Source organism: Streptomyces sp. H27-C3 (assembly GCF_030063415.1).
Taxonomy (GTDB): Bacteria; Actinomycetota; Actinomycetes; order Streptomycetales; family Streptomycetaceae; genus Streptomyces.
This window is the reverse complement of sequence record NZ_JASITA010000031.1, coordinates 1-24774: the sequence shown is the minus strand read 5'-3', so window position 1 is coordinate 24774 and position 24774 is coordinate 1. Positions and strand designations below refer to the sequence as shown.

Here is a 24774-nt window from a genome sequence, read left to right as displayed (position 1 = left end):
GTACGATGACTCGCATGACTGATCCCCGCCGCCGCCTCGTCCTCGCCTCCGCCTCCCCCGCCCGCCTCGGGCTGCTCCGGCAGGCCGGGCTCGCTCCCGATGTGGTCGTCAGCGGCGTCGACGAGGACGCGGTCAGCGCCCCGACGCCGGGTGAGCTGGCGCTCGTACTCGCCGAGGCGAAAGCCGCGTCCGTCGCGGGGCGGCCCGAGGTCTCCGGCGCGCTCGTCATCGGCTGCGACTCCGTGCTCGAACTCGACGGCGAGGCGCTGGGCAAGCCCGCCGACGCCGAGGACGCCACCGCCCGCTGGAAGTCCATGCGCGGTCGCGTCGGCATCCTCCGGACCGGCCACTGCGTGATCGACACCGCGGCCGGCCGCAGGGCCGCCGCCACCGCGTCCACCACGGTCCGCTTCGGCGAACCGACCGACGCGGAGATCGCCGCGTACGTCGCGACCGGTGAGCCGTTGTACGTCGCCGGAGCCTTCACGCTCGACGGCCGTTCGGCGCCGTTCATCGACTCCATCGAGGGCGACCACGGCAATGTCATCGGCCTGTCGCTGCCGCTGCTGCGGCGGCTCCTCGGCGAGCTGGGGATCTCGATCACCGACCTGTGGGTCTGACACCCGCCGGAGCGCGGATACGGCGCGTCAGGCCGGCGCGGGCGCCCCGTTCTCCGGGCCCGACTTCGGCGCGTCCACCGGATCGGCCCGGTCGCGTTCGACCCGCGGGCCGAACGCGATGAGCGCCAGCACGATCAGCCCGAACTCAACCATCATCAGCACGAACGCGGGCCAGCCCACCAGGCCGACCGCCAGCGCCCCGAGCACCACATGCACCACGGCGCAGACGATCAGCAGAATGCGGCCGACGCGTCCCGGCGGCCTGTCAGACAGCGCGCTGCGCACCAGCACCACTCCGCAGACCACCAGATAGAGGCCGGAGAGGCCGCCCATGATCCAGGTGGAGGTGGCCATGACGCCGGGGTCCAGGCCGGCCAGCGACATCGACTGGCCGTCAACGACCTGGCCGAGGATCCAGTTGACGAAAACGATCCCGACCGCTTCGACGAACAGCACAGCCGCAGCCGCGGCAGCTATCGGTCTGCGCACCACGGTGCCCACCCTCTTCCGCTGTTACCTCAAGTACGCACGACAGCGTGAAGGCTACTCACGGGTAAACCCCTGGACAAGGGGTCGCGCGAAGTCACGACGCGCAGCAAAGAATCTTTCGGGCGTTCGTGGAGACCCGACAAAGAAAGCGGGGGTGGCGGTAACCCCTGTAACAGAGACCTTGCCCACACAGGAAGGCTACTGTTCGGTGGAGAAACCCGTCGTACCGTGATGCGACAAGGGAATTCTGGACTCGCGCGGACCTCGAACACGCTCTGTGTGGGCAAGCTCACCATTGGGGACGGGTCGTAACGTCGTGTCGGCAGTCCCTAAACTCAGCTTGTTTCAAGGAGGGAGCCATCGTGCGCAAGGTGCTCATCGCCAACCGTGGCGAAATCGCTGTCCGCGTTGCCCGAGCATGCCGAGACGCCGGGATCGCGAGCGTAGCCGTCTACGCCGCCCCGGACCGGGATGCTCTGCATGTCCGCGCGGCCGACGAGGCATTCGCCCTGGGCGGTGACACCCCGGCCGCCAGCTACCTGGACATGGCCAAGGTGCTCCAGGCGGCCAAGGACTCGGGTGCCGACGCCATTCACCCCGGCTACGGATTCCTGTCCGAGAACGCCGAGTTCGCGCAGGCCGTGCTGGACGCGGGCCTGACCTGGATCGGCCCGCCGCCGCAGGCCATCCGCGACCTGGGTGACAAGGTCGCGGCCCGGCACATCGCGCAGCGCGCCGGCGCGCCGCTGGTCGCCGGCACGCCGGACCCGGTCTCCGGCTCGGACGAAGTCGTGGTGTTCGCCGAGGAGAACGGTCTGCCGGTCGCCATCAAGGCGGCCTTCGGCGGCGGCGGTCGTGGCCTGAAGGTCGCCCGTACGCTCGAAGAGATCCCGGAGCTGTACGACTCCGCGGTGCGCGAGGCCGTTGCCGCCTTCGGCCGCGGCGAGTGCTTCGTCGAGCGCTACCTCGACAAGCCGCGGCACGTCGAGACCCAGTGCCTGGCCGACACCCACGGCAATGTCGTCGTCGTGTCGACGCGTGACTGCTCGCTCCAGCGCAGGCACCAGAAGCTGGTCGAAGAGGCCCCGGCGCCGTTCCTGAGCGAGGCCCAGAACGCCGAGCTGTACGCCGCGTCGAAGGCCATCCTCAAGGAAGCCGGCTACGTCGGCGCGGGCACCGTCGAGTTCCTCGTCGGGGTCGACGGCACGATCTCCTTCCTGGAAGTCAACACCCGCCTCCAGGTGGAGCACCCGGTCACCGAAGAGGTCACCGGCATCGACCTGGTCCGCGAGATGTTCCGTATCGCCGACGGCGAAGAGCTCGGCTACGGCGACCCCGCGGTGCGCGGTCACTCCTTCGAGTTCCGTATCAACGGCGAGGACCCTGGCCGCGGCTTCCTGCCCGCCCCCGGGACCGTCACCACCTTCGCTCCCCCGTCGGGCCCCGGCGTGCGGCTGGACGCGGGCGTCGAGTCGGGCTCGGTCATCGGCCCCGCCTGGGACTCGCTGCTCGCCAAGCTGATCGTCACCGGCGCCACTCGTGAGCAGGCGCTCCAACGCGCCGCCCGCGCGCTGGGCGAGTTCACCGTCGAGGGCATGGCCACGGCCATCCCGTTCCACCGCAAGGTGGTCGTCGACCCGGCCTTCACCGCCGACCCGTTCACGGTGCACACCCGTTGGATCGAGACCGAGTTCGTCAACGACGTACCGGCCTTCGTCCCCACCGATGTGGACACCGAGGACGAGCCGGGCCGCGAGACGGTCGTCGTCGAGGTCGGCGGCAAGCGCCTTGAGGTCTCGCTGCCGTCCTCGCTGGGCATGACGCTGGCCCGCACCGCCGCGGCAGGCGGCGCCAAGCCAAAGCGCCGCGCCGCCAAGAAGTCCGCTTCGGCCGCTTCCGGCGACACCCTCGCGTCCCCGATGCAGGGCACGATCGTCAAGGTCGCGGTCGAGGAGGGCCAGGAGGTCAAGGAGGGCGACCTCGTCGTCGTCCTGGAGGCAATGAAGATGGAGCAGCCCCTGAACGCGCACCGCTCGGGCACCGTCAAGGGCCTGTCGGCTGAGGTCGGCGCGTCCGTCACCTCGGGTGCGATGATCTGCGAGATCAAGGACTGACCGTACGAAGCAGTCGCACATGGCTCTATGCGCACAGCACTCCGCACATAGCTCCACGCATGTGGCTGTACGCGTGTAGCTGTACGAAGGCCCCACCCCCGCCGACACCTGAAGGCGACGGGCGGGGCCTTCGTCGATGTACGCACGCCGCCGCCGGCATCCTGTTGGCACGCGGCACGGCACACGGGATCCGGGAGAGGACGACGCGATGGCGACCAGCAGCGCACAGACGTCGGCGACCGCGTCGGCGACGTCCGCACGGCGGCCCATGCGCGCCGACGCGCGCCGCAACTACGAGCGGCTGCTCGACGAGGCCCGCCGCGCCTTCGCGGAACACGGCACCGACGCCTCCCTGGAGGACATCGCGCGCCGCGCCGGGGTGGGCATCGGCACGCTCTACCGGCACTTCCCCAACCGGCACGCGCTGATGAGCGCGGTCTTCCAGGGCGCGGTGGACGAACTGCTCGCGCACTCGTACGCGCTCGCCGACAGCGAGGCCCCCTGCACGGCGCTGGTGACCTGGCTGCGCGACATCATCACTCATGCGGGTGAGTATCGTGGCCTCGCCCGCGAACTCATGTCGGCCTCGCGCGACGACAGTTCGGCGCTGGCGCGGTGCAGCACGCCGATGAGAGAGGCCGGCGAGCGGTTGCTCGTACGGGCTCAGGAAAGCGGCGTTGTCAGGCCCGATGTCTCCATCGGGGACCTGATGCAGCTGACCAACGCCATCGCGCTGGCCGCCGAACAGGCTCCGGACGATCCGGAGTTGGCCGACCGCCTGCTGACGCTGACCCTGAAGGGCCTGCGGCCGGAAGAGCCCAAGAGGCCCTAGCCGATGGTGCGTCGACAGCCTGTGACACGTTGACAGCCGGTAGGACGTCGACTGTGGTGCGCCGGCCGGCTTCGGTCGGGCACCGGTCGGCTTCGCTCAGCGGCGGCGCAGGTCGGCGACGCGCGCCCGCTCCCGCTCGCCGGAGCCCGGCTGCTGCTCGGCGAGGGACGTGGCGGCGGAGCGCAGCTGCGCACCGGCGCCCTGGATGGGACCGGCCGGGTGCGTACGCCGCTGTCCCGGCAGCGGCATGTCCCGACGGGGCTGCTGTCGCCCCGTCGGGACGCCATCACCCCCGGAGCCCACGGCTCCCGGTCCCGCTACGGCGATCTGCACACCCTGGTCGGCCAGGGCCTGCAGCTCGGTGGCCGCACGGTCGTCGTGGGGCGGCGGCTCATCGGTGACGAGTCGCGTGATCACGTCCGTCGGCACGGTCTGGAACATGGTGTCGGTGCCGAGCTTGGTGTGGTCCGCGAGGACCACCACTTCGGCGGCGGCCTGCACGAGTGCTCTGTCGACGCTCGCCGACAGCATGTTGGAGGTCGAGAGTCCGCGCTCCGCGGTCAGGCCGCTGCCGGACAGGAAGGCCCGGGTGACGCGCAGCCCCTGGAGGGACTGCTCGGCCCCACTGCCGACGAGCGCATAATTCGAGCCACGCAGGGTGCCGCCGGTCATGACGACTTCGACGCGGTTGGCATGCGCCAACGCCTGTGCCACCAAAAGGGAGTTGGTGACGACAGTGAGCCCGGGAACCCGGGCCAGCCGTCTGGCCAGCTCCTGCGTGGTCGTACCGGCGCCGACGACGATGGCTTCGCCCTCTTCGACGAGTCCCGCGGCAAGCTCGGCGATGGCCGTCTTCTCCGCGGTCGCGAGATGAGATTTCTGCGGAAAGCCGGACTCTCGCGTAAAACCGCCCGGCAATACCGCACCGCCATGTCGGCGGTCGAGGAGTCCTTCTGCCTCCAGCGCTCGCACGTCCCGCCGTACGGTCACTTCGGAGGTCTGGACGACACGGGCGAGCTCACGGAGCGAAACAGCCCCGTTGGCGCGCACCATTTCGAGGATCAATTGGCGACGTTCTGCAGCGAACACGAAACTGACAGTAACCTGACCGGCCGATAGTTTTCAGCAGTTTGCGCCGAATAACAGAAGTTGTTCGCTAACTGAAGCGACAAGTGATATACGCGGCGTACGCCCGGCGCGTATGCCGGAGGACGACCTGCCGCGCACGCCTGGCCTACGCCTCGCCCGCCGTCTTGCGCGAGTGCAGCTGACGCGCCACCTCCGCGATCGAACCCGAAAGGGACGGGTACACCGTGAAGGCGTTCGCGATCTGTTCCACGGTCAGGTTGTTGTCGACGGCGATCGAAATCGGGTGGATCAGCTCGCTCGCGCGCGGCGACACGACGCAGCCGCCGACCACGATGCCCGTACCCGGCCGACAGAAGATCTTGACGAAGCCGTCCCGGATGCCGAGCATCTTGGCGCGCGGGTTGCGCAGCAGCGGCAGCTTCACGGCGCGGGCGTCGATCTTGCCCGAGTCGACGTCGGCCTGGCTGTAACCGACTGTGGCGATCTCGGGGTCGGTGAAGACGTTCGACGAGACGGTCTTGAGGTTCAGCGGGGTGACCGCGTCGCCGAGGAAGTGGTACATCGCGATGCGGCCCTGCATGGCCGCGACCGACGCGAGCGCGAACACTCCGGTCACGTCACCCGCCGCGTACACACCGGGCGCGCTGGTGCGCGAGACCCGGTCGGTCCAGATGTGACCCGAGTCCTTGACCCGGACCCCGGCCTCCTCCAGGCCCATGCCCGCGGAGTTCGGGATGGCGCCGACGGCCATCAGGCAGTGCGTGCCGGAGATGACGCGCCCGTCGGAGAGCGTCACCTCGACGCGGTCGCCGACGCGCTTGGCGGACTCGGCGCGCGAGCGGGCCATCACGTTCATGCCGCGACGCCGGAAGACGTCCTCAAGCACGGCGGCGGCGTCGGGGTCCTCGCCGGGCAGCACCCGGTCACGGGACGAGACCAGGGTGACGCGTGAGCCGAGCGCCTGGTACGCGCCGGCGAACTCGGCGCCGGTCACGCCGGAGCCCACCACGATGAGCTCCTCGGGGAGCTCGTCGAGGTCGTACACCTGCGTCCAGTTCAGGATCCGCTCGCCGTCGGGGAGGGCGTCGGGGATCTCACGGGGGTGCGCGCCGGTCGCGAGGAGTACGGCGTCGGCGGTGAGGCGCTCCTCGCCGCCGTCCCCGTCGGTCACGACCACGGTGCGTGAGCCGTCCGCGCCCTGCCGGCCTTCGAGGCGGGCCCGGCCACGCAGCACGCGGGCACCGGCCCGGGTGACGGACGCGGTGATGTCGTGGGACTGCGCGAGCGCGAGACGCTTCACCCGGCGGTTGACCTTGCCCAGGTCCACGCCGACGACGCGGGCCGCCTGGTCGATATGTGGGGTGTCGTCCGCGACGATGATGCCCAACTCCTCGTACGAAGAGTCGAAGGTCGTCATCACCTCGGCCGTGGCGATCAGAGTCTTGGACGGGACGCAGTCGGTGAGCACCGACGCCCCGCCCAGACCGTCGCAGTCGACGACGGTCACCTCCGCGCCGAGTTGGGCGCCCACGAGGGCCGCCTCGTATCCGCCGGGTCCGCCGCCAATGATCACGATCCGAGTCACGTACTCCATTGTCCCGCACGCACCGAGGTGCTTCGCCCCGGGGCCTCCAAACGGCGGTGGGCGATCCCCGGGGGTTCTCCGGAACCTCCGACCCGGTACGGGGGCCGCCGCGCGGGACCCTCCCGTACCCTCGATCACATGTCGCTCTACGCCGCGTACGCCGGCAACCTCGACGCGCGGCTCATGACCCGCCGCGCCCCGCACTCTCCGCTGCGCAGCACCGGCTGGCTCAACGGCTGGCGGCTGACCTTCGGCGGGGAGTCGATGGGCTGGGAGGGTGCGCTCGCCACGATCGTGGAGGCCCCGCGCTCCCAGGTCTTCGTCGCGCTCTACGACATCGCCCCCATGGACGAGGACTCCATGGACCGCTGGGAAGGCGTGGGCCTGGACATCTACCGCCGGATGCGGGTGCGGGTGCACACGCTGGAGGGCGAGGACGCGACCTGGCTCTACGTACTCAACGGGTACGAGGGCGGGCTGCCGTCGGCGCGCTACCTGGGAGAGCTCGCGGACGCGGCCGAATCGGCGGGCGCCCCGCACGACTACGTGATGGAACTGCGCAAGCGCCCCTGCTGAGCGCGCGCGCCGCGGCCACCCGCTGCCGGGCCGTCGGAACCGTGCGCGACGGCGCCCCCTGCGGCGTTCGTCGGAACCGTGCGCGACGGCCACGCCCGACGGCGTTCGTCGGAACCGCCAAAGCAACGATCGCAACACCGTCGGCAGTGACATCTACGCGCGTAGGCAAGAAACGGATACCCTCGTCCGCGTGAACGCATCTGTTATTCCGGCCCTCGCCGACGGACCCGCCGACCCCCACGCCATCGCCGACGCCGCCGCGGCGCGGCTGCGCGAGCTGACCGGTGCCGAGACCCATGACGTCGCTCTCGTGATGGGCTCCGGCTGGCTGCCCGCCGCGGAGGCGCTGGGCGCGCCCGCGCACGAGTTCGCCGTGACCGAGCTGCCCGGCTTCCCGGAGCCCGCGGTCGCCGGCCACTCGGGCACGGTCCGCTCCTACAAGATCGGGGACAAGCGCGCCCTGGTCTTCCTCGGCCGTACGCACTACTACGAAGGCCGCGGCGTCGCCTCGGTCGCCCACGGCGTGCGCAGCGCGGTGGCCGCCGGCTGCAAGACCATCGTCCTGACGAACGGCTGCGGCGGCCTGCGTCCGGGCATGCGCCCCGGGCAGCCGGTCCTGATCAGCGACCACATCAACCTGACGGCGACCTCGCCGATCATCGGTGCGAACTTCGTCGACCTGACGGACCTGTACTCGCCGCGGCTGCGCGCGCTGTGCAAGGAGGTCGACGCGTCGCTGGAAGAGGGCGTGTACGTCCAGTTCCCCGGCCCGCACTACGAGACGCCCGCCGAGATCAACATGGTTCGCGTACTGGGCGGCGACCTGGTCGGCATGTCCACGGTCCTGGAGGCCATCGCGGCCCGTGAGGCGGGCGCCGAGGTGCTCGGCATCTCCCTGGTCACAAACCTGGCCGCGGGCCTGACGGGCGAGCCCCTCAACCACGAAGAGGTCCTCCAGGCGGGTCGCGACTCGGCGACCCGCATGGGCGAACTCCTGTCGAAGGTCCTGCACCGCATCTGACCCCGCCGCACTGGGGCTCCGCCCCGACCCCGGTCCTCAGGTGCCGGACGGGCTGAAATATTCAGCCCGTCCGGCACCTGAGGACACGCCCGAAGGGCGTCCGGGGGCCTGCCCCCGGTTCGGGAAGGGGGCGGGCAGGGGAACGGCGCCGCAGGCAACCGCAACGCACCACAGACGAGAGGTGGACCATCGTGCAGCAGGACCTGATCGCACAGGCGCAGGCCTGGCTGGCCGAGGACCCGGACAGCGATACCCGCGAAGAGCTCGCCAAGCTCATCGACACCGCGGAGGCCGGAGACACCGACGAGCTCGCCGCCCGCTTCGCCGGCACCCTCCAGTTCGGCACGGCCGGCCTGCGCGGGGAGCTCGGCGCGGGCCCGATGCGCATGAACCGCGCCGTCGTCATCCGAGCCGCCGCCGGCCTCGCCGCGTACCTCAAGGCGCAGGGACAGACCGAGGGCCTGGTCGTCATCGGCTACGACGCCCGCCACAAGAGCGCCGACTTCGCCCGCGACACCGCCGCGGTCATGATCGGCGCCGGCCTGCGCGCCGCCGTCCTGCCCCGCCCGCTGCCCACCCCCGTCCTGGCCTTCGCCATAAGACACCTGGGCGCCGTCGCGGGCGTCGAGGTCACCGCGAGCCACAACCCTCCCCGCGACAACGGCTACAAGGTCTACCTCGGCGACGGCTCGCAGATCGTGCCGCCCGCCGACGCGGAGATCGCCGCCGAGATCGCGGCCGTGGCGTCGCTGCATGACGTACCTCGCCCGGACGACGGCTGGCTCGTGCTGGACGAGGAGGTCCTGGAGGCCTATCTCGCGCGTACGGACGCCGTCCTCACCCCCGGCACCCCCCGCACCGCGCGCGCCGTCTACACGGCCATGCACGGCGTCGGCAAAAACGTCCTGACTGCCGCCTTCGCGCGGGCCGGTTTCCCCGCGCCCGTGCTCGTCGCCGAGCAGGCCGAGCCCGACCCGGACTTCCCCACGGTCGCCTTCCCCAATCCGGAGGAGCCGGGGGCCATGGACCTGGCCTTCGCGACCGCCCGGCGGGCCGAGCCCGCCCCCGACCTGATCATCGCCAACGACCCGGACGCGGACCGCTGCGCCGTCGCCGTCCCTGACCCGGCGGCGGACAGCGGCTGGCGGATGCTGCGCGGCGACGAGGTCGGCGCGCTGCTGGCCTCGCACCTCGTGGCGCACGGCGCCGTGGGCACCTTCGCCGAGTCGATCGTGTCGTCGTCGCTGCTGGGCCGCATCGCGCAGGCCGCGGGTGTCGATCACGCCGAGACGCTCACCGGCTTCAAGTGGATCGCCCGCGTCGACGGCCTGCGCTACGGCTACGAGGAGGCGCTCGGCTACTGCGTCGACCCCGAGGGCGTACGCGACAAGGACGGCATCACCGCCGCGCTGGCCGTCGCCGAGCTGGCCTCGGAACTCAAGGAGCAGGGCCGCACGCTCCTGGACCTGCTCGACGACCTCGCCGTCGAGCACGGGCTGCACGCCACCGACCAGCTGTCGGTGCGCGTCGATGACCTGACGGTCATCGCCAACGCGATGCGCCGCCTGCGTGAGCAGCCGCCCGCCGCGCTCGCGGGCCTCACGGTCGTCAGCGCCGAGGACCTCAACGAGGGCACCGAGCTGCTGCCGCCCACCGACGGGCTGCGCTACCACCTGGACGGCGAGGTGAAGGCCCGGGTCATCGTGCGCCCCAGCGGCACCGAGCCCAAGCTCAAGTGCTATCTGGAGGCGGTCGTGCCGGTCGCAGGTCAGGACGGGCTCGCGTCGGCCCGTACCCGGGCGGACGGGATCCTCGCCGCGATCAAGCGCGATCTGTCGGCCGCCGCCGGTATCTGAGCGGCACGCACCTCTCTCCGAACCCTGACGGGCGGTCGGTTCCCGAGCCGGGGACCGACCGCCCGAACGAGTGATTTCGGTACGGCAGTTGTCGCAGCGACCGTGCCTTTTCCCGATCGCGGGAGAAGGGTGACCCGGTACCCCCGCCGAGTCCCAGGAGCTGCCGCAGTGCCCCCGACCGCACCCCCGGTGACCGATCGCCACCACCGGGCCCGCCGCCGGTCCGCCCCCACCTTCCAGGTCAGGCGCGAGAGGGCGCGGGAGCGGGTGGTGCGCCCGCTGCGGCGGGCCGCTCCCGCGCTGCTCGGTTACTTCGCGCTGCGCATGCTGGGCGTCGTGGTGCTCGGCCACTGGTCCCACCTCAGGGGCCACGGCCTGTGGCCCGCGCTCGCCACCTCCTGGGACTCCGGCTGGTACCTGGAGATCGCCGACCAGGGGTACGACTCGGCCCTCGGCACCCGCCGCAACAGCAACAACCTCGCCTTCTTCCCGCTCTACCCGGCGCTCGTCAAGGCCGTCGCAGGTTTCACACCCGGCTCGCGCGCCTCGGTCGGGCTGCTGATCGCGGCGGCCTGCTCACTGGTCGCGGCCTGGGGCATCTTCGCGATCGGCGACCACCTGTACGGTCGTCGTGCGGGCACCGCGCTGACGGTGCTCTGGGGCTCGATGCCGGTCGCGATCGTCCAGTGGATGGGCTACACGGAAGCCCTGTTCACCGCGCTGACGGCGTGGGCGCTGTACGCCGTGCTCACCGGCCGCTGGCTGTGGGCCGGTTCGCTCGCCGCGCTGGCCGGACTGACCCGCCCGACCGGTATCGCGGTCGCGGCGGCCGTCTCGGTGACCGCGGCGGTGCTCCTGTGGCAGTCGTGGCGGCGCGAGCGCGGCGTCGACCGGGCGGTCCTCGCGGCCGGGCTGCTCGCACCGCTGGGCTGGTTCGGTTACGTCGCCTGGGTGGGCCTGCGCCTCGGCCGCTGGGACGGCTACTTCGCCGTGCAGAAGCTGTGGCTCAACGAGTGGGACGGCGGCGCCGACACCCTGCGCGAGATGCGGCGCTTCCTGCTCTACCAGTCCAGGCCGCATCTGTTCCTGGTGGTGGTGACGGTCGTACTGATCGCCTCGGTCGCCCTGTACCTGGTGTGCCTGGCCGACCGCCTGCCACTCCCGCTGCTGGTCTTCACCGGCGTCCTGCTGCTGGTGGTCATCGGCAGCGGCGGCGTCTACTTCCCGCGCGCCCGCTTCCTGGTGCCGGGCTTCCCGCTGCTGCTGCCGATCGCGCTCGCCGTGGTGCGGGCGAGACCGCTGGTCGCGGTGCTGGTGATGGGCGGCATGGCGCTGTCGTCGGTGTGGTTCGGGGCGTACACGCACCTGCTGTGGACGGGCCCGCCGTAGGCAGGCCCGCCCCGGGCTCAACGCCCTCAGTGGTCCCAGCGGTCCCAGCGGTCCCAGCGGTCTCAGCCGAAGACGAGCAGCACGATCAGCACCACCGCGCCGACCGCGCTCGGCGCGATGACCTCGTACGCCCAGCGCGCCACGGGGGTGCCCTGCGCCGACGGCTCCCCGGCGAACCGCTCCGCCTGGTCGCGCAGATCGCCGATGGTCTGGTCGGCGATGGCCTTGCGGGCGTGCGTGTCGGTGACGTCGGCGGACACGGGGGTCCTGTTGTACGGGTCGTCGTACGCGGCCTTGCTCTGCCGGCGTGCGACCCGCTTGCGCTGGCGCAGCGAGACGGGCACCGCCCACATCTGGTACTTCTTGCCGTCCGCGAGTACCTCGCTGGAGTAACCGGCCTGCACACGTTCGACCGACGCCCAGGGCAGCGTGATCGTACGGAACGGATTGCGGACCTTCATCCGGTTGTCGTTGGCGAAGACAGCGGGCCGCAGCGTGTACGCGACGACGAGCGGCACGGCGAACAGCAGCCCGGCCAGCGCCACCCACGGCGTACGTCCGTGGCCGCGCACCAGCGCGTCACCGCCGATCCAGATGCCCAGCGCGAGCAGCAGGACGCCTCCCACCATGGCGGAGAGCGACCGATAGGTCCGGTCGGCGTAGGTCGGCTCGGCACTCGGTTTGGGGCTGCTTGTCATGACGCCGATTCTGCCTGACCGGCGACGACGGCGAGGCGCGGGCACATTGCGGTACGGCAACGTACCCGCGGCGCCCTGCCCCCGGCGCCCTCCGCGGGCCGTCCACCACCGGCCGCGGCACGGGTTGGCCGCCGGTCGCACCCGTGGTTCGGCGGCCAACCCCGATCCGGGGCTGTACAGGTCGCTACGCGCGTAGATATGCTCCCCTGGTGACCATGCCCACCACTGCACCCGCATTCGTCGACGCCACCGCGTCCGACGGTGCGCTGCGCCGCTTCCTGCACGGGTTGCCCGGCGTAGACACCGTCGGCCTCGAAGCGCGCGCCGCGTCCCTCGGCACCCGTTCGATCAAGACCACGGCGAAGGCGTACGCCATCGACCTGGCCATTTCGATGATCGACCTGACCACGCTCGAAGGCGCGGACACCCCGGGCAAGGTCCGGGCGCTCTGCGCCAAGGGCGCCCATCCCGACCCGACCGACCGCACGGCCCCCCGGGTCGCCGCGATCTGCGTCTATCCGGACATGGCGGCGACCGCCAAGGAGGCGCTGGCCGGGACCGGCATCAAGGTCGCCTCCGTCGCCACCGCGTTCCCGGCGGGCCGCGCCGCGCTGCCGGTGAAGCTCGCGGACGTGCGCGATGCCATTGCCGCCGGGGCCGACGAGATCGACATGGTGATCGACCGGGGCGCGTTCCTGGCCGGGCACTACCTCAAGGTCTACGAGGAGATCGTGGCCGTGAAGGCCGAGTGCGGCGACCGCGCCCGCCTCAAGGTCATCTTCGAGACCGGCGAGCTCGCGACGTACGACAACATCCGCCGCGCCTCCTGGCTCGGCATGCTGGCCGGCGCGGACTTCATCAAGACGTCGACCGGCAAGGTCGCGGTCAACGCGACGCCCCCCAACACCATGCTGATGCTGGAGGCCGTCCGCGACTTCCGCATCCAGACCGGGGTCCAGGTCGGCGTGAAGCCGGCCGGCGGCATTCGCACCACCAAGGACGCGGTCAAGTTCCTGGTGCTGGTCAACGAGACGGCCGGCGAGGACTGGCTCAGCAACGAGTGGTTCCGCTTCGGCGCATCCTCGCTGCTGAACGACCTGCTGATGCAGCGCCAGAAGCTCAGCACCGGCCGCTACTCCGGCCCCGATTACGTGACGGTGGACTGACCATGGCTTTTGAGTACGCTCCCGCACCCGAGTCCCGTTCCGTCGTCGACATCGCGCCGAGCTACGGCCTGTTCATCGACGGCGAGTTCACCGAAGCGGCCGACGGCCAGGTCTTCAAGACCGTCAGCCCGTCCACCGAGGAAGTCCTCTCCGAGGTCGCCCGTGCGGGCACCGAGGACGTGGACCGGGCCGTGCGGGCCGCCCGCAAGGCCTTCGAGAAGTGGTCGGCGCTGCCCGGCGCCGAGCGCGCCAAGTACCTGTTCCGTATCGCGCGGATCATCCAGGAGCGCTCACGCGAGCTGGCCGTCCTGGAGACCCTCGACAACGGCAAGCCGATCCGGGAGACCCGCGACGCGGACCTCCCGCTGGTCGCCGCGCACTTCTTCTACTACGCGGGCTGGGCCGACAAGCTCGACCACGCGGGATACGGCGCCAACCCCGCGCCGCTGGGCGTCGCCGGGCAGATCATCCCCTGGAACTTCCCCCTGCTGATGCTCGCATGGAAGATCGCCCCGGCGCTCGCCACCGGCAACACGGTGGTGCTCAAACCCGCCGAGACGACCCCGCTGTCCGCGCTCTTCTTCGCCGACATCTGCCGCCAGGCGGGCCTCCCGCGCGGCGTCGTCAACATCCTGCCGGGATACGGCGACGCGGGCGCGGCGCTCGTCGAGCACCCCGACGTCAACAAGGTCGCCTTCACCGGCTCCACCAACGTCGGCAAGGCCATTGCCCGTTCCGTGGCCGGTACGTCGAAGAAGGTCACCCTCGAACTGGGCGGCAAGGGCGCGAACATCGTCTTCGACGACGCCCCCATCGACCAGGCCGTCGAGGGCATCGTCACCGGCATCTTCTTCAACCAGGGCCAGGTCTGCTGCGCGGGCTCGCGGCTGCTGGTCCAGGAGTCGATCCAGGACGAGCTGCTGGACAGCCTCAAGCGCAGGCTCTCCACGCTGCGCCTGGGCGACCCGCTGGACAAGAACACCGACATCGGCGCGATCAACTCCGCCGAGCAGCTGGCCCGTATCACCGCGCTCACCGAGACGGGCGAGGCGGAGGGCGCCGAGCGCTGGACCGCGCCGTGCGAACTGCCCTCCTCCGGCTACTGGTTCGCCCCGACGCTCTTCACCAACGTCACCCAGGCGCACACCGTCGCGCGCGACGAGATCTTCGGCCCGGTCCTCTCGGTGCTGTCCTTCCGCACGCCCGACGAGGCCGTCGCCAAGGCCAACAACAGCCAGTACGGCCTGTCCGCCGGCATCTGGACGGAGAAGGGCTCCCGCATCCTCGCGGTGGCCGGCAAGCTCCGTGCGGGCGTGGTGTGGGCCAATACGTTCAACAAGTTCGACCCGACCTCGCCCTTCGGCGGCTACAAGGAGTCGGGCTACGGCCGTGAAGGCGGCCGTCACGGCCTGGAGGCGTACCTCAATGTCTGAGCGCGAATCAAACAGCGGCTCCGCCGCGCGGCGACTGAGCGTCTTCAAGACCTACAAGCTGTACGTCGGGGGCAAGTTCCCCCGCAGCGAGAGCGGCCGGGTGTACGAGGTGCAGGACAGCAAGGGCAAGTGGCTCGCCAACGCGCCTCTCTCGTCCCGCAAGGACGCGCGTGACGCGGTCGTCGCCGCACGCAAGGCGTTCGGCGGCTGGGCGGGCGCCACGGCGTACAACCGCGGCCAGGTCCTCTACCGCGTCGCCGAGATGCTGGAGGGCCGCAAGGACCAGTTCGTGCGCGAGGTCGCCGAGGCCGAGGGCCTGTCGAAGTCGAAGGCCGCGGCCGTCGTGGACGCGGCGATCGACCGCTGGGTCTGGTACGCGGGCTGGACCGACAAGATCGCCCAGATCGTCGGCGGCGCGAACCCGGTCGCGGGGCCGTTCTTCAACCTCTCGACGCCGGAGCCGACGGGCGTGGTGACAGTGATCGCCCCCCAGGACTCGTCCCTGCTCGGCCTGGTGTCCGTCGTCGCCCCGGTCGTCGCGACCGGCAACACAGTGGTCGTCGTCGCCTCGGAGAAGTCCCCGCTGCCCGCCCTGTCACTGGGCGAGGTGCTCGCGACCTCGGACGTCCCGGGCGGTGTGGTCAACATCCTCACCGGCCGCACGGCGGAGATCACCCCGTCGCTGGCGGCGCACCAGGACGTCAACGCGATCGACCTCACGGGCGCCGACGCCGCGCTCGCGACGGAGCTGGAGATCGCGGCGGCGGACAACCTGAAGCGTGTCCTGCGTCCACAGGCTGTGGACGCCGTCGACTGGTCGGCCGACCCGGGCACGCACCGCATGACCGCGTTCCTGGAGACGAAAACGGTCTGGCATCCGACGGGTTCGCTGGGCGCGTCCGGCTCGGCGTACTGAGCCGCCACGACCGCGAGAGGAAGGCTCCCGCACCGCCCGGCGGCGACGCGGGGGCCTTCTCGCGTACGACCCGACTCGGGGCCTCGCGTGTGCGGCTCAGCCAGGCAGTACGGATACGGCCTCGCCGACGAGCGGCAGGCTCCGCACGTCGGCGCCTTCGCTCAACGGGCTCGTCACCAGGCCCGTGCTGAGCGGCTGGAAGTCGGCGATCTGGGTGCCCACCACGTTGTCCAGCGGATCCGCGCCGGTGCCCGACAGCGGGTTGAGCCGCAGGTCCTTGACCGGGGCCAGCCCGCCCGCGGTCGCGTCCTCGAGCACACTCGTCGCGATCCTGACCGGGGAGGCGCCGTCGAGCGCGTCGAGTACGTGGGTGACGCCGGTCGCCTGCACGAGGTCGGGCGCCGGCGCCGCCTGCGCCGCACCGCCCGACGCGAGGGCCGCCCCCGCGGCCGTGAGGGTCAGACCTGCGCGCAGCAGGGCGCGCCGGGGGGACTTGGAAGCTGCGTGTCGTGACATGAGGATCAGGGGTTCCCGCCTGGCTGGGTAATCGTGAAGATACGCAGAGTAGTTGAAACGGGACTCCCGACACCACCGCCAACACGGACGGGTCCCCTGCCCGGTCCAATGCAGCACAATGGTTTTCCGTGAGCTCATCCCCCATACCCACGCGCGTCGTCCTGCTGACAGGTCCTTCCGGTTCCGGGAAGTCGTCGCTCGCCGCCCGTACGGGCCTGCCCGTGCTGCGCCTCGACGACTTCTACAAGGAGGGCGACGATCCGTCGCTTCCGCAGGTCGCGGGCAGTACGGACATCGACTGGGACTCCCCGTTGTCCTGGGACGCGGACGCCGCCGTCGCCGCGATAGGGGAGCTGTGCCGGACGGGACGTACGACCGTTCCCGTGTACTCCATCGCGACCAGCTCGCGCGTGGACAGGGAGACGCTCGACATCGCGCGCACGCCGCTGTTCGTGGCCGAGGGGATTTTCGCCGCGGACATCGTCGCCCGCTGTCAGGGCCTCGGCGTGCTCGCGGACGCGATCTGTCTGCGCGGTCGCCCCGCGACGACTTTCCGGCGGCGGCTGACGCGCGATCTGCGCGAGGGCCGCAAGTCCGTGCCGTTCCTGCTGAGGCGCGGCTGGCGGCTGATGCGGGCGGAGCGCGGGATCGTCGCGCGGCAGGCCGCACTGGGCGCGCACCCCTGCGGCAAGGAAGAGGCGCTGGGCCGGCTCGCCGCGGCGGCCGCGGGCCGTTGCGTCAAGGCGCGCGGCGCGACGGCGTAAGCACCCAGAAGCGTACGCCCGCAGGCACTTACGACCTCGGGGGCAATAGTGCGCGGGCTCCCGACGCCCCGCGACTCCGCCTCCGGCGTTGTCGTCGGTCGACGACGCTCCGCGTCGCCTCCCTCCTCCGCCTTGGACGCGAAGCCGCAGGACGCCGCTCGCTGATCCACGCCCCATTGCCCCCGAGGTCGTTAGGTCCGCAGGCACGCAGTTCCGCAAGTCCGCACAGAGAAAAGCAGGACCGGACGGCCCCCCCGGCCCCCGGTCCTGCTGTTCCCCCGTGTCCCCTTAGCTTCCCCCGCGTCCCCCCGTACTGCCGCCGTCTCCCCCGAAACAGCGGCTCCCCCCGTCCTTCAGGCCACCAACTCGCCGAAGGACTCCTCCTCGTCACGGCCGAAGCTGAGGACCTGGTCCTCACGCATCCGGCGGAGCGACCGCCAAATGCTGGACTTCACCGTGCCGACACTGATGTCGAGAATGTCCGCGATCTCCGGGTCGGTGCGGCCCTCGTAGTAGCGGAGGACCAGCATCGTGCGCTGGAGTTCAGGCAGCCGGGCGAGCGCCTGCCAGAGCACGGCGCGCAGCTCGGTGCCGCGCATCGCGTCCGTGTCGCCCACCGTCTCCGGCAGCTCCTCGGTCGGGTATTCGTTGAGCTTGCGCCGCCGCCAGGCGCTGATGTGCAGATTGGTCATCGTGCGGCGCAGATAGCCGCCCACCGCGGCCTTGTCGCTGATCCTGTCCCAGGCGCGGTACGTCGAGAACAGTGCGCTCTGCAGCAGGTCCTCGGCCTCGAACCGGTCACCGGTCAGGTGGAAGGCGGTTGCGTACAGGGAGGCCCGGCGCTGCTGGACGTAGGCGGTGAACTCCGCCTCCGACGCAGAAACGCCTTCCCCCGCGGTCTCCCCGTACGCCGTTCCCCCGTTGCCCCCCACAGATGCGTCCATCGCCACCGCAGCCATGTGCATGGTCTGCGTGCGCTGACGCCCGGTGCCGTGCGAGCACCCCCGCCCTCCCACAGCGCCGGACTTCTCGGTGCTCCTGGTTACGTCGTGAAGACGCGTGACAACTGCGCTGGAAGTGGTGCTCTGCAGTGCGTTCATCTCGCGCCCCCCCGTCGGTGGAGTCCGTTGCTGTCCGTGTGACCATCAGCTTGCCCCGGCAGTTTCATCGGGGTGTCCGCCGACTGTCACAGGCCTGTCACAGGGGAAGTTCCTGCCGGGGATACGGTGCGGGAGCCGTACGCGCGAGGTGCGGGAGCGGTATGGGAGCGCTACAACTGTCGAACTCCTCCTCCCCCATGGGCCAGAATGACCTCTGTGCCTTTCCTGTTGCTGATCGAGGACGACGACGCCATCCGCACGGCCCTCGAACTCTCGCTGTCACGCCAGGGCCACCAAGTGGCCACCGCGGCGACGGGAGAGGACGGCCTGAAGCTGTTGCGCGAGCAGCGGCCGGATCTGATCGTGCTGGACGTGATGTTGCCCGGCATCGATGGATTCGAGGTGTGCCGACGTATTCGACGAACGGACCAACTGCCGATCATCCTGCTGACCGCGCGCAGTGACGACATCGACGTGGTGGTCGGCCTGGAGTCGGGCGCCGACGACTATGTCGTCAAGCCGGTGCAGGGGCGGGTTCTCGACGCCCGGATCCGGGCGGTGCTGCGACGCGGCGAGCGGGAGGCCAACGACGCGGCCTCCTTCGGCAATGTCGTGATCGACCGCTCCGCCATGACGGTCACCAAGAACGGCGAGGATTTGCAGCTCACGCCGACCGAGCTGCGGTTGTTGCTGGAATTGAGCCGTCGGCCGGGGCAGGCGCTCTCGCGCCAGCAACTGCTGCGCCTGGTGTGGGAGCACGACTATCTCGGTGACTCACGGCTGGTCGACGCGTGTGTCCAGCGGCTGCGGGCGAAGGTGGAGGACGTGCCGTCGTCGCCGACCCTGATCCGTACGGTGCGGGGCGTGGGCTACCGGCTGGACACGCCTTCGTGACGAAGGTCCCCGGTCCCCGGCGGGGCCTGCTGGCCGGGCTGCGCTGGACCAGCCTGCGGCTGCGCCTCATCATCGTCTTCGCCCTGGTGGCGCTGACGGCTGCCGTCTCCGCGTCGGGCATCGCGTACTGGCTCAACCGCGAGGCGGTACTGACCCGCACGCAGGACGCGGCGCTCAACGACTTCCGCCAGGAGATGCAGAACCGCGCCGCCACACTGCCGTTGCAGCCGACCCAGAGCGAGCTGGAGACCACGGCCACGCAGATGGCGACCAGCAGCAGCCCCGGCTACAGCGTGGTGCTCGTCGACGAGCGCGCGGCGGGCAAGCCGATCGTGGGCAACTCCGACATGGACTCCTTCACGCTCGACCAGGTGCCGGACGAGCTCCAGGAGGCGGTGAATCACAAGCAGAAGGTGGCGGAGCCTCATGATGTTCCGTACCACCTCTACTGGTTGCGGATCACCCCCAACAGCAAGCCGTTCCTGGTGGCCGGTACGAAAGTGATCGGTGGCGGGCCGACCGGGTACATGCTCACCTCGCTGGAGCAGGAGCGCGAGGATCTGAACTCGCTCGCCTGGTCACTGGCCATCGCCACCGGCCTCGCCCTGCTCGGTTCGGCGCTGCTCGCGCAGGCGGCAGCCACGACGGTGCTCAAGCCCGTGCAGCGGCTGGGCGACGCGGCGCGGCGGCTCGGCGAGGGCAAGCTGGAGACCCGGCTGCGGGTGTCGGGGACGGACGAGCTGGCCGATCTGTCCCGCACGTTCAACAGAACCGCCGAGTCGCTGGAGAAGAAGGTCGCGGACATGAGCGCCCGAGAGGAGTCGAGCCGCCGCTTCGTCGCCGACATGTCGCACGAACTGCGGACGCCGCTGACCGCGATCACGGCGGTGGCGGAGATCCTGGAGGACGAGGCGGACAGCTTCGACCCGATGATCGCGCCTGCCGTGCATCTGGTGGTCAGCGAGACCCGGCGGCTCAACGACCTGGTGGAGAACCTGATGGAGGTGACCCGCTTCGACGCCGGCACGGCCCGGCTGGTGCTCGACGACGTCGATGTGGCCGACCAGGTCACCGCCTGCATCGATGCCCGCGCCTGGCTGGACGCGGTGGATCTGGACGCGGAGCGCGGCATCATCGCGCTGCTCGACCCGCGCCGCCTGGACGTCATCCTGGCGAACCTGATCGGCAACGCGCTCAAGCACGGCGGTTCGCCGGTACGGGTGTCGGTGCGGGTCGTCGACCACGAGCTGACCATCGAGGTGCAGGACCACGGCCCCGGCATCCCCGAGGACGTACTGCCACATGTCTTCGACCGCTTCTACAAGGCGAGTGCCTCCCGGCCGCGCTCCGAGGGCAGTGGGCTCGGCCTGTCCATCGCCATGGAGAACGCGCACATTCACGGCGGCGACATCACGGCCGCCAACGCACCGGACGGCGGCGCGGTCTTCGTGCTGCGGCTGCCGCTGGACGTGTCGGGGACGGCGGACGAGGAGTCCTACGGAGACGTCGAGCGGGAGGGGGAAGCGTGCGAGGACAAGTGACCTCGGCCGGTGGCCGCGGCGTCGGCGCGTGGCCTGCGGCTTTCGCCCTGGCCTGTCTCGGGGTGGTCTGCGCCGTGCTGGCCGGGTGCGGGATCCGGACCACATCGGTGCCGGTCCGCGCGGGCGGCGCCCCGTCCCGGGTGCCGTGCGAGCTGTCCTCCCCGAACGCCGACACCGACGACGCGGCGGCGCCCGGCGTCCCCCTCCAGGTCTATCTGGTCTGCGGTACGCAGTTGGTGTCGGTGGACCGGACGGTGCGGATCCCGGAGGACAAGCTGATGGCCGACCCGGTGCGGGTCGCGCAGATCCTCCTCAACGAGCTCCAGAAGAAGCCGTCGGCCGAGGAGAAGCAGGCCGGGTTCAGCACGGATGTACGGGAGACACTGGCCGTTTCCGGGCCGCGCGAGGGCGACCCCAAGGACGCGCTGCGCCTGACCTCCCCGCCGGAGGACTTGCCGACGCACGCCCTGGCGCAGATCGTCTGTTCGTTCGCGGACAGCTCGGCGGCGGATCCCGACGAGTCCGTGGCGCTGGGTGGTCCGTCCGACGATCCGGTGCGCGGCTACCGCTGCACCCCGGCCCTGAAGGCCAGGCCGGACGGGGTGGGGACGCTCGGGGAGATCCGCCCGGCGGACTGACGCGGCACGGGCTCGTCACACCGGGGGGGCAGGCGGAACCGAACCTGCCGGTAACCGCGTCTTGTGGGTCGTGCGTCATGGCCCCGACGGAAGCACCGTCCTCATTCGGCTCCGCGTGGCGGGGATTCTCCTCCTCGTCGCGCATCTGCTGTACGTCGGGTGGCTGACGCTTCGCCCCCTGGACGTCCCGTGGGTGACCGCGCCGAACTTCCATCCGCTGGCCGGCATCAGGGCGGACATGGCCCTGGGCCCGCTGCCCGCCGCGCGCCGGATCGGCGAGGCGCTGCTGCTGCTCGCGCCGCTGGGCGTGCTGCTGCCGATGGTGGGCGGGCGCATCGCCGTGTCACCGCTGGGCTCGCTGGCCCGTACGGTCGCGGCCGGGGCACTGTTCTCGCTGGCGATCGAGCTGTTGCAGACCGGGGTGCCCGGCCAGGTCGTCGATGTGGATTCGCTGCTGTTGAACACGGTCGGGGTGGCGCTGGCGCACCTGGCGGTCGTGCCCACAGGGCGCTCGCTGCTGCGGCGCGGGCGGCGCCGGGGGCGTCCTCGGGGCAGGACCCTGCTGCGGGATGACGCCCCTCAGGGGGCTACCCCGACGATTCCCAGGGTCGGGATCGCCCCGTAGAGCGATGCTTTGCCCCCCCGACCGGGCGCAGTATTGAAGCAACGGGAAGCACACAGGACGTGACTCCCGGACCACTGCTAAGGAGCCCGCCATGACCGCCCTTGCCCGCCCCCGTGACGGCCGGATGATCGGCGGAGTGTGCGCTGCGCTGGCACGGCGCTTCGGCACCTCCGCGACGACGATGCGCGTGATCTTCCTGGTCTCGTGTCTGCTGCCCGGCCCGCAGTTCCTGATCTACCTGGGCCTGTGGATCTTCCTCCCGGCGGAGAAGACCTCGACGACCGCCTGGTAGTTCACGGCGTACGACGCCTTGTGCCCTCCGGGGCATGCATGCCGAAGGGGCGCACACCTGAATCCGGTGTGCGCCCCCTGTGCGTGCTCTACGCCGGGTCTGCTCAGCCCGCGAGAGGCAGCGAGCCGCTGGGCAGGGCGCCGCCGGTGGGCAGGCCGCCCAGGAGACTGCCGACCGGGTCGGCCTTCTCGCCCGCGGGCATCGTCGACGCGCCGAGGCCGGAGAGCGCCTCCTGGCCGACCGCCAGGATCTCGGGGGCACTCGACGGAAGCGCCGCGATCGACTGCTCGACGGGCAGCGTCTTGGTGACGGTGCTCAGCGTGCCGAGCGTGTCCGGCAGGGTCGGGACGGCCGGGGCCGCGGCGGCGCTGCCGGCGGCGGCAGCGGCGAAGGCGGCACCGAGAGCGGCGGTACCGAGAGTCTTGGCAGCAGACTGCTTCATGAAGAAAACGTCCTTGCTACAGGGAGCGGGGAGTTTGAGCGGCTCTGCAAGCTAGCCAGTCCCGTTGTCCCCCGCAAATACCCGAAAGCGGCCGGGTCCTGCGATTCCCGGCCGCCCCGTGTCCTGCGTACTCAGCCTCCGATTGAGGAAGATCCGCTGGTCGCGGCGGTCTGCCGGAACAGCCATTCGGATTTCAACTCGGCGTATCCAGGCTTGATCACGTCGTTGATCATGGCGAGGCGTTCATCGAAAGGAATGAATGCTGATTTCATCGCATTGACTGTGAACCACTGCATGTCTTCGAGCGTGTAACCGAAAGCGTCGATCAGGTGCTCGAACTCGCGGCTCATTCCGGTACCGCTCATGAGACGGTTGTCGGTGTTCACGGTCAGCCGGAAGTGCAGCTTGCGCAGCAGCCCGATCGGGTGTTCGGCGTAGGAATCGGCCGCGCCCGTCTGAAGGTTCGACGTCGGGCACATTTCCAGCGGAATGCGCTTGTCGCGTACGTACGAGGCGAGGCGGCCCAGCTTGACGCTGCCGTCATCGGCGACCTCGATGTCGTCGATGATGCGCACCCCGTGGCCGAGCCGGTCGGCGCCGCACCACTGGAGCGCCTGCCAGATCGACGGCAGGCCGAAGGCCTCGCCCGCGTGGATGGTGAAGTGGTTGTTCTCGCGCTTGAGGTACTCGAAGGCGTCGAGGTGCCTGGTGGGCGGGAAACCCGCCTCGGCGCCGGCGATGTCGAAGCCGCTGACGCCCAGGTCACGGTAGCGGTTGGCGAGTTCGGCGATCTCCAGGGCGCGGGCGGCGTGCCGCATCGCGGTCAGCAGCGCGCCGACGCGGATGCGGTGGCCGTTGGCTCTGGCACGGCGCTCGCCCTCCCGGAAGCCCTCGTTGACGGCCTCGACGACCTCTTCGAGGGTCAGCCCCTGTTCCAGGTGCTGCTCGGGGGCGTACCGCACCTCGGCGTAGACGACGCCGTCCTCGGCGAGGTCCTCGGCGCACTCCGCTGCGACGCGGAAGAGCGCGTCACGCGTCTGCATGACGGCGCAGGTGTGCGCGAAGGTCTCCAGGTAGCGCTCCAGTGAGCCGGAGTCCGCGGCCTCGCGGAACCACAGGCCGAGCTTGTCGGCGTCGCTCTCGGGGAGTGCCCCATAGCCCGCTTCACGGGCGAGGTCGATGATCGTGCCGGGGCGTAGGCCACCGTCGAGGTGGTCGTGGAGCAGCACCTTCGGTGCGCGGCGGATCTGGTCCGCGGTGGGCGTGTTGAGGGTCTCGCTCGTCATTTGGGCACTCTAGTGCCTACGCGCGTAGATCGCTCCTGTCGATACGTAACAGTGACCGTGCGTACGGGTGGAGTACATCTGGCCTTCTGACACTGTTCTGTCATGGCGCAGCAAGCGATTCCGGCCTCCGTGGCCCGGTTGGGGCGGGCCTTCGGGCCGGTCGGGAACGGGCAGACGGTCAGTGGTGTGGTCCTGTTACTGCCCGCGGGCGAGCCCGTTTCCGCCCGTGGTCCTTCCCCTCTCTCGTATGCCGTCGCGCGCCCGCTCGCGCGCAGATTCGCGGACGCGGGGCGCTCGGAGGGGCTGGCTTCGCACATCGTGCGCTACCGCGGGCGCGGGTGGAACGGGACCGACGCGCAGCTCGCCGCGGACGCGGAGTGGGCGGCGGACGAGGTCGTACGGCGGTACGGCGATGTGCCCGTGTGCCTGGTCGGCATCGACATGGGGGGCCGGGCCGCGTTGCACGCCGCTGGGCACTCGGCGGTCAACTCCGTGCTCGCGATGGCTCCCTGGCTGCCCGAGGAGGATGTGGCGGCGGCACCCGAGCCGGTGAAGCAGCTGGTGGGGCGGCATGTGCTGATCGTGCACGGCACGAACGACGAACGTACCGATCCGGAGCTGTCGTACCGGCTGGCCGAGCGGGCCAAGAAGACGAACCGCGATACGTGCCGCTTCGAGGTGCACTCGGACGGGCACGCGCTGCGGCAGTACCGGGGGGAAGTCGAGGCGCTCGCGGTCGACTTCGTGCTGGGGGCGCTCTTTTCTCGGGGGTACGCGAGGCCGGTCGCCGACGCGTTGGCTGCGCCGCCGCCGCTGGGGCTGCGGATGCCGCTTGCGGCGGGGTTCGGGCGGTCGTTGCGGACGTAGGGGGTGAGGTGCGGGGGCGTGGGGC

At 70.7% G+C, this 24774-nt stretch carries 25 protein-coding genes; 17 read left to right on the top strand and 8 right to left on the bottom strand.

Annotated features, from left to right (window positions below):
* Positions 1–5: 5 nt before the first annotated feature.
* Entirely contained in the window at positions 6–620 is a 615-nt protein-coding gene (locus QMK30_RS26965) for a Maf family protein (protein ID WP_283520931.1), read from the top strand.
* Between the two features lie 27 nt (positions 621–647).
* Here QMK30_RS26965 and QMK30_RS26960 read toward each other — a convergent pair whose 3' ends face one another.
* Positions 648–1121: a hypothetical protein gene (locus QMK30_RS26960; protein ID WP_283520930.1), complete on the bottom strand. Its 474-nt coding sequence runs from the start codon at positions 1119–1121 to the stop codon at positions 648–650.
* Positions 1122–1471: 350 nt separating this feature from the next.
* Here QMK30_RS26960 and QMK30_RS26955 point away from each other — a divergent pair, with 350 nt between their 5' ends.
* Together QMK30_RS26955 and QMK30_RS26950 are read left to right on the top strand one after the other, a co-directional pair.
* A complete protein-coding gene (locus QMK30_RS26955) occupies positions 1472–3223 on the top strand; it encodes an acetyl/propionyl/methylcrotonyl-CoA carboxylase subunit alpha (RefSeq protein ID WP_283520929.1) in 1752 nt (583 codons plus the stop codon).
* A gap of 268 nt (positions 3224–3491) precedes the next feature.
* Positions 3492–4055 carry a TetR/AcrR family transcriptional regulator gene (locus QMK30_RS26950; protein ID WP_502963238.1) on the top strand — a complete coding sequence of 188 codons (564 nt, stop codon included), beginning with the start codon at positions 3492–3494 and terminating at the stop codon, positions 4053–4055.
* Between the two features lie 96 nt (positions 4056–4151).
* Here the strand turns inward: QMK30_RS26950 and QMK30_RS26945 are convergent, their stop codons facing one another.
* Positions 4152–5144 carry a DeoR/GlpR family DNA-binding transcription regulator gene (locus tag QMK30_RS26945; RefSeq protein ID WP_283520927.1) on the bottom strand — a complete coding sequence of 331 codons (993 nt, stop codon included), beginning with the start codon at positions 5142–5144 and terminating at the stop codon, positions 4152–4154.
* Between the two features lie 145 nt (positions 5145–5289).
* Positions 5290–6738 (bottom strand): NAD(P)H-quinone dehydrogenase, encoded by a 1449-nt coding sequence (locus QMK30_RS26940; protein WP_283520926.1) that lies wholly within the window; start codon positions 6736–6738, stop codon positions 5290–5292.
* Between the two features lie 129 nt (positions 6739–6867).
* On the opposite strand from QMK30_RS26940, the gene QMK30_RS26935 reads away from it, so the two are divergent.
* The 4 genes from QMK30_RS26935 to QMK30_RS26920 all read left to right on the top strand — a co-directional run bounded on the left by QMK30_RS26935 (position 6868) and on the right by QMK30_RS26920 (position 11571).
* On the top strand, positions 6868–7305 hold the full coding sequence (locus QMK30_RS26935) for a gamma-glutamylcyclotransferase family protein (protein ID WP_283520925.1): 438 nt from the start codon (positions 6868–6870) through the stop codon (positions 7303–7305).
* 190 nt (positions 7306–7495) lie between these two features.
* The gene (locus QMK30_RS26930; protein WP_283520924.1) at positions 7496–8326 is read left to right on the top strand and encodes a purine-nucleoside phosphorylase; all 831 of its coding nucleotides are present in this window, start codon (positions 7496–7498) and stop codon (positions 8324–8326) included.
* Between the two features lie 191 nt (positions 8327–8517).
* Positions 8518–10182, top strand: a complete 1665-nt coding sequence (locus tag QMK30_RS26925) for a phospho-sugar mutase (RefSeq protein ID WP_283520923.1) — start codon at positions 8518–8520, stop codon at positions 10180–10182.
* A 168-nt stretch (positions 10183–10350) separates the two neighbouring features.
* Positions 10351–11571, top strand: coding sequence for a glycosyltransferase family 39 protein (locus tag QMK30_RS26920; RefSeq protein ID WP_283520922.1), 1221 nt, complete (start codon positions 10351–10353; stop codon positions 11569–11571).
* A 62-nt stretch (positions 11572–11633) separates the two neighbouring features.
* Here the strand turns inward: QMK30_RS26920 and QMK30_RS26915 are convergent, their stop codons facing one another.
* Positions 11634–12269 carry a PH domain-containing protein gene (locus QMK30_RS26915; protein ID WP_283520921.1) on the bottom strand — a complete coding sequence of 212 codons (636 nt, stop codon included), beginning with the start codon at positions 12267–12269 and terminating at the stop codon, positions 11634–11636.
* A gap of 215 nt (positions 12270–12484) precedes the next feature.
* Here QMK30_RS26915 and deoC point away from each other — a divergent pair, with 215 nt between their 5' ends.
* From deoC to QMK30_RS26900, 3 genes are read left to right on the top strand one after another with little or no spacing between them, the layout of a single operon-like run.
* The gene (gene deoC / locus QMK30_RS26910) at positions 12485–13435 is read left to right on the top strand and encodes a deoxyribose-phosphate aldolase (RefSeq protein WP_283520920.1); all 951 of its coding nucleotides are present in this window, start codon (positions 12485–12487) and stop codon (positions 13433–13435) included.
* Positions 13432–14868 carry an aldehyde dehydrogenase family protein gene (locus tag QMK30_RS26905; RefSeq protein ID WP_283520988.1) on the top strand — a complete coding sequence of 479 codons (1437 nt, stop codon included), beginning with the start codon at positions 13432–13434 and terminating at the stop codon, positions 14866–14868. Before deoC ends, QMK30_RS26905 begins: the two co-directional genes overlap by 4 nt.
* Positions 14861–15784, top strand: a complete 924-nt coding sequence (locus QMK30_RS26900) for an aldehyde dehydrogenase family protein (protein ID WP_283520919.1) — start codon at positions 14861–14863, stop codon at positions 15782–15784. Before QMK30_RS26905 ends, QMK30_RS26900 begins: the two co-directional genes overlap by 8 nt.
* 96 nt (positions 15785–15880) lie before the next feature.
* Here the strand turns inward: QMK30_RS26900 and QMK30_RS26895 are convergent, their stop codons facing one another.
* Positions 15881–16300: a hypothetical protein gene (locus QMK30_RS26895; protein WP_283520918.1), complete on the bottom strand. Its 420-nt coding sequence runs from the start codon at positions 16298–16300 to the stop codon at positions 15881–15883.
* 128 nt (positions 16301–16428) lie between these two features.
* Here QMK30_RS26895 and QMK30_RS26890 point away from each other — a divergent pair, with 128 nt between their 5' ends.
* Positions 16429–17064, top strand: coding sequence for a uridine kinase family protein (locus QMK30_RS26890; RefSeq protein ID WP_283520917.1), 636 nt, complete (start codon positions 16429–16431; stop codon positions 17062–17064).
* Between the two features lie 353 nt (positions 17065–17417).
* Here QMK30_RS26890 and QMK30_RS26885 read toward each other — a convergent pair whose 3' ends face one another.
* Positions 17418–18164 carry a SigE family RNA polymerase sigma factor gene (locus QMK30_RS26885; protein WP_283520916.1) on the bottom strand — a complete coding sequence of 249 codons (747 nt, stop codon included), beginning with the start codon at positions 18162–18164 and terminating at the stop codon, positions 17418–17420.
* Between the two features lie 216 nt (positions 18165–18380).
* Here QMK30_RS26885 and afsQ1 point away from each other — a divergent pair, with 216 nt between their 5' ends.
* From afsQ1 to QMK30_RS26860, 5 genes are all read left to right on the top strand, one after another.
* Positions 18381–19058, top strand: a complete 678-nt coding sequence (gene afsQ1, locus QMK30_RS26880) for a two-component system response regulator AfsQ1 (RefSeq protein WP_283520915.1) — start codon at positions 18381–18383, stop codon at positions 19056–19058.
* On the top strand, positions 19055–20599 hold the full coding sequence (locus QMK30_RS26875) for an ATP-binding protein (protein WP_283520914.1): 1545 nt from the start codon (positions 19055–19057) through the stop codon (positions 20597–20599). The genes afsQ1 and QMK30_RS26875 overlap by 4 nt, the downstream gene beginning before the upstream one ends.
* Positions 20584–21237, top strand: coding sequence for a hypothetical protein (locus QMK30_RS26870; protein WP_502963234.1), 654 nt, complete (start codon positions 20584–20586; stop codon positions 21235–21237). Before QMK30_RS26875 ends, QMK30_RS26870 begins: the two co-directional genes overlap by 16 nt.
* A 70-nt stretch (positions 21238–21307) precedes the next feature.
* Positions 21308–21862: a VanZ family protein gene (locus QMK30_RS26865; RefSeq protein WP_283520913.1), complete on the top strand. Its 555-nt coding sequence runs from the start codon at positions 21308–21310 to the stop codon at positions 21860–21862.
* A gap of 91 nt (positions 21863–21953) precedes the next feature.
* A complete protein-coding gene (locus tag QMK30_RS26860) occupies positions 21954–22154 on the top strand; it encodes a PspC domain-containing protein (RefSeq protein WP_283520912.1) in 201 nt (66 codons plus the stop codon).
* A gap of 103 nt (positions 22155–22257) precedes the next feature.
* Here QMK30_RS26860 and QMK30_RS26855 read toward each other — a convergent pair whose 3' ends face one another.
* Positions 22258–22596 (bottom strand): ATP-binding protein, encoded by a 339-nt coding sequence (locus tag QMK30_RS26855; protein ID WP_283520911.1) that lies wholly within the window; start codon positions 22594–22596, stop codon positions 22258–22260.
* A gap of 131 nt (positions 22597–22727) precedes the next feature.
* The gene (locus QMK30_RS26850; RefSeq protein WP_283520910.1) at positions 22728–23882 is read right to left on the bottom strand and encodes an adenosine deaminase; all 1155 of its coding nucleotides are present in this window, start codon (positions 23880–23882) and stop codon (positions 22728–22730) included.
* Between the two features lie 102 nt (positions 23883–23984).
* Between QMK30_RS26850 and QMK30_RS26845 the strand changes: the two genes are divergently transcribed.
* On the top strand, positions 23985–24749 hold the full coding sequence (locus QMK30_RS26845; protein ID WP_283520909.1) for an alpha/beta hydrolase: 765 nt from the start codon (positions 23985–23987) through the stop codon (positions 24747–24749).
* Positions 24750–24774: the final 25 nt, after the last annotated feature.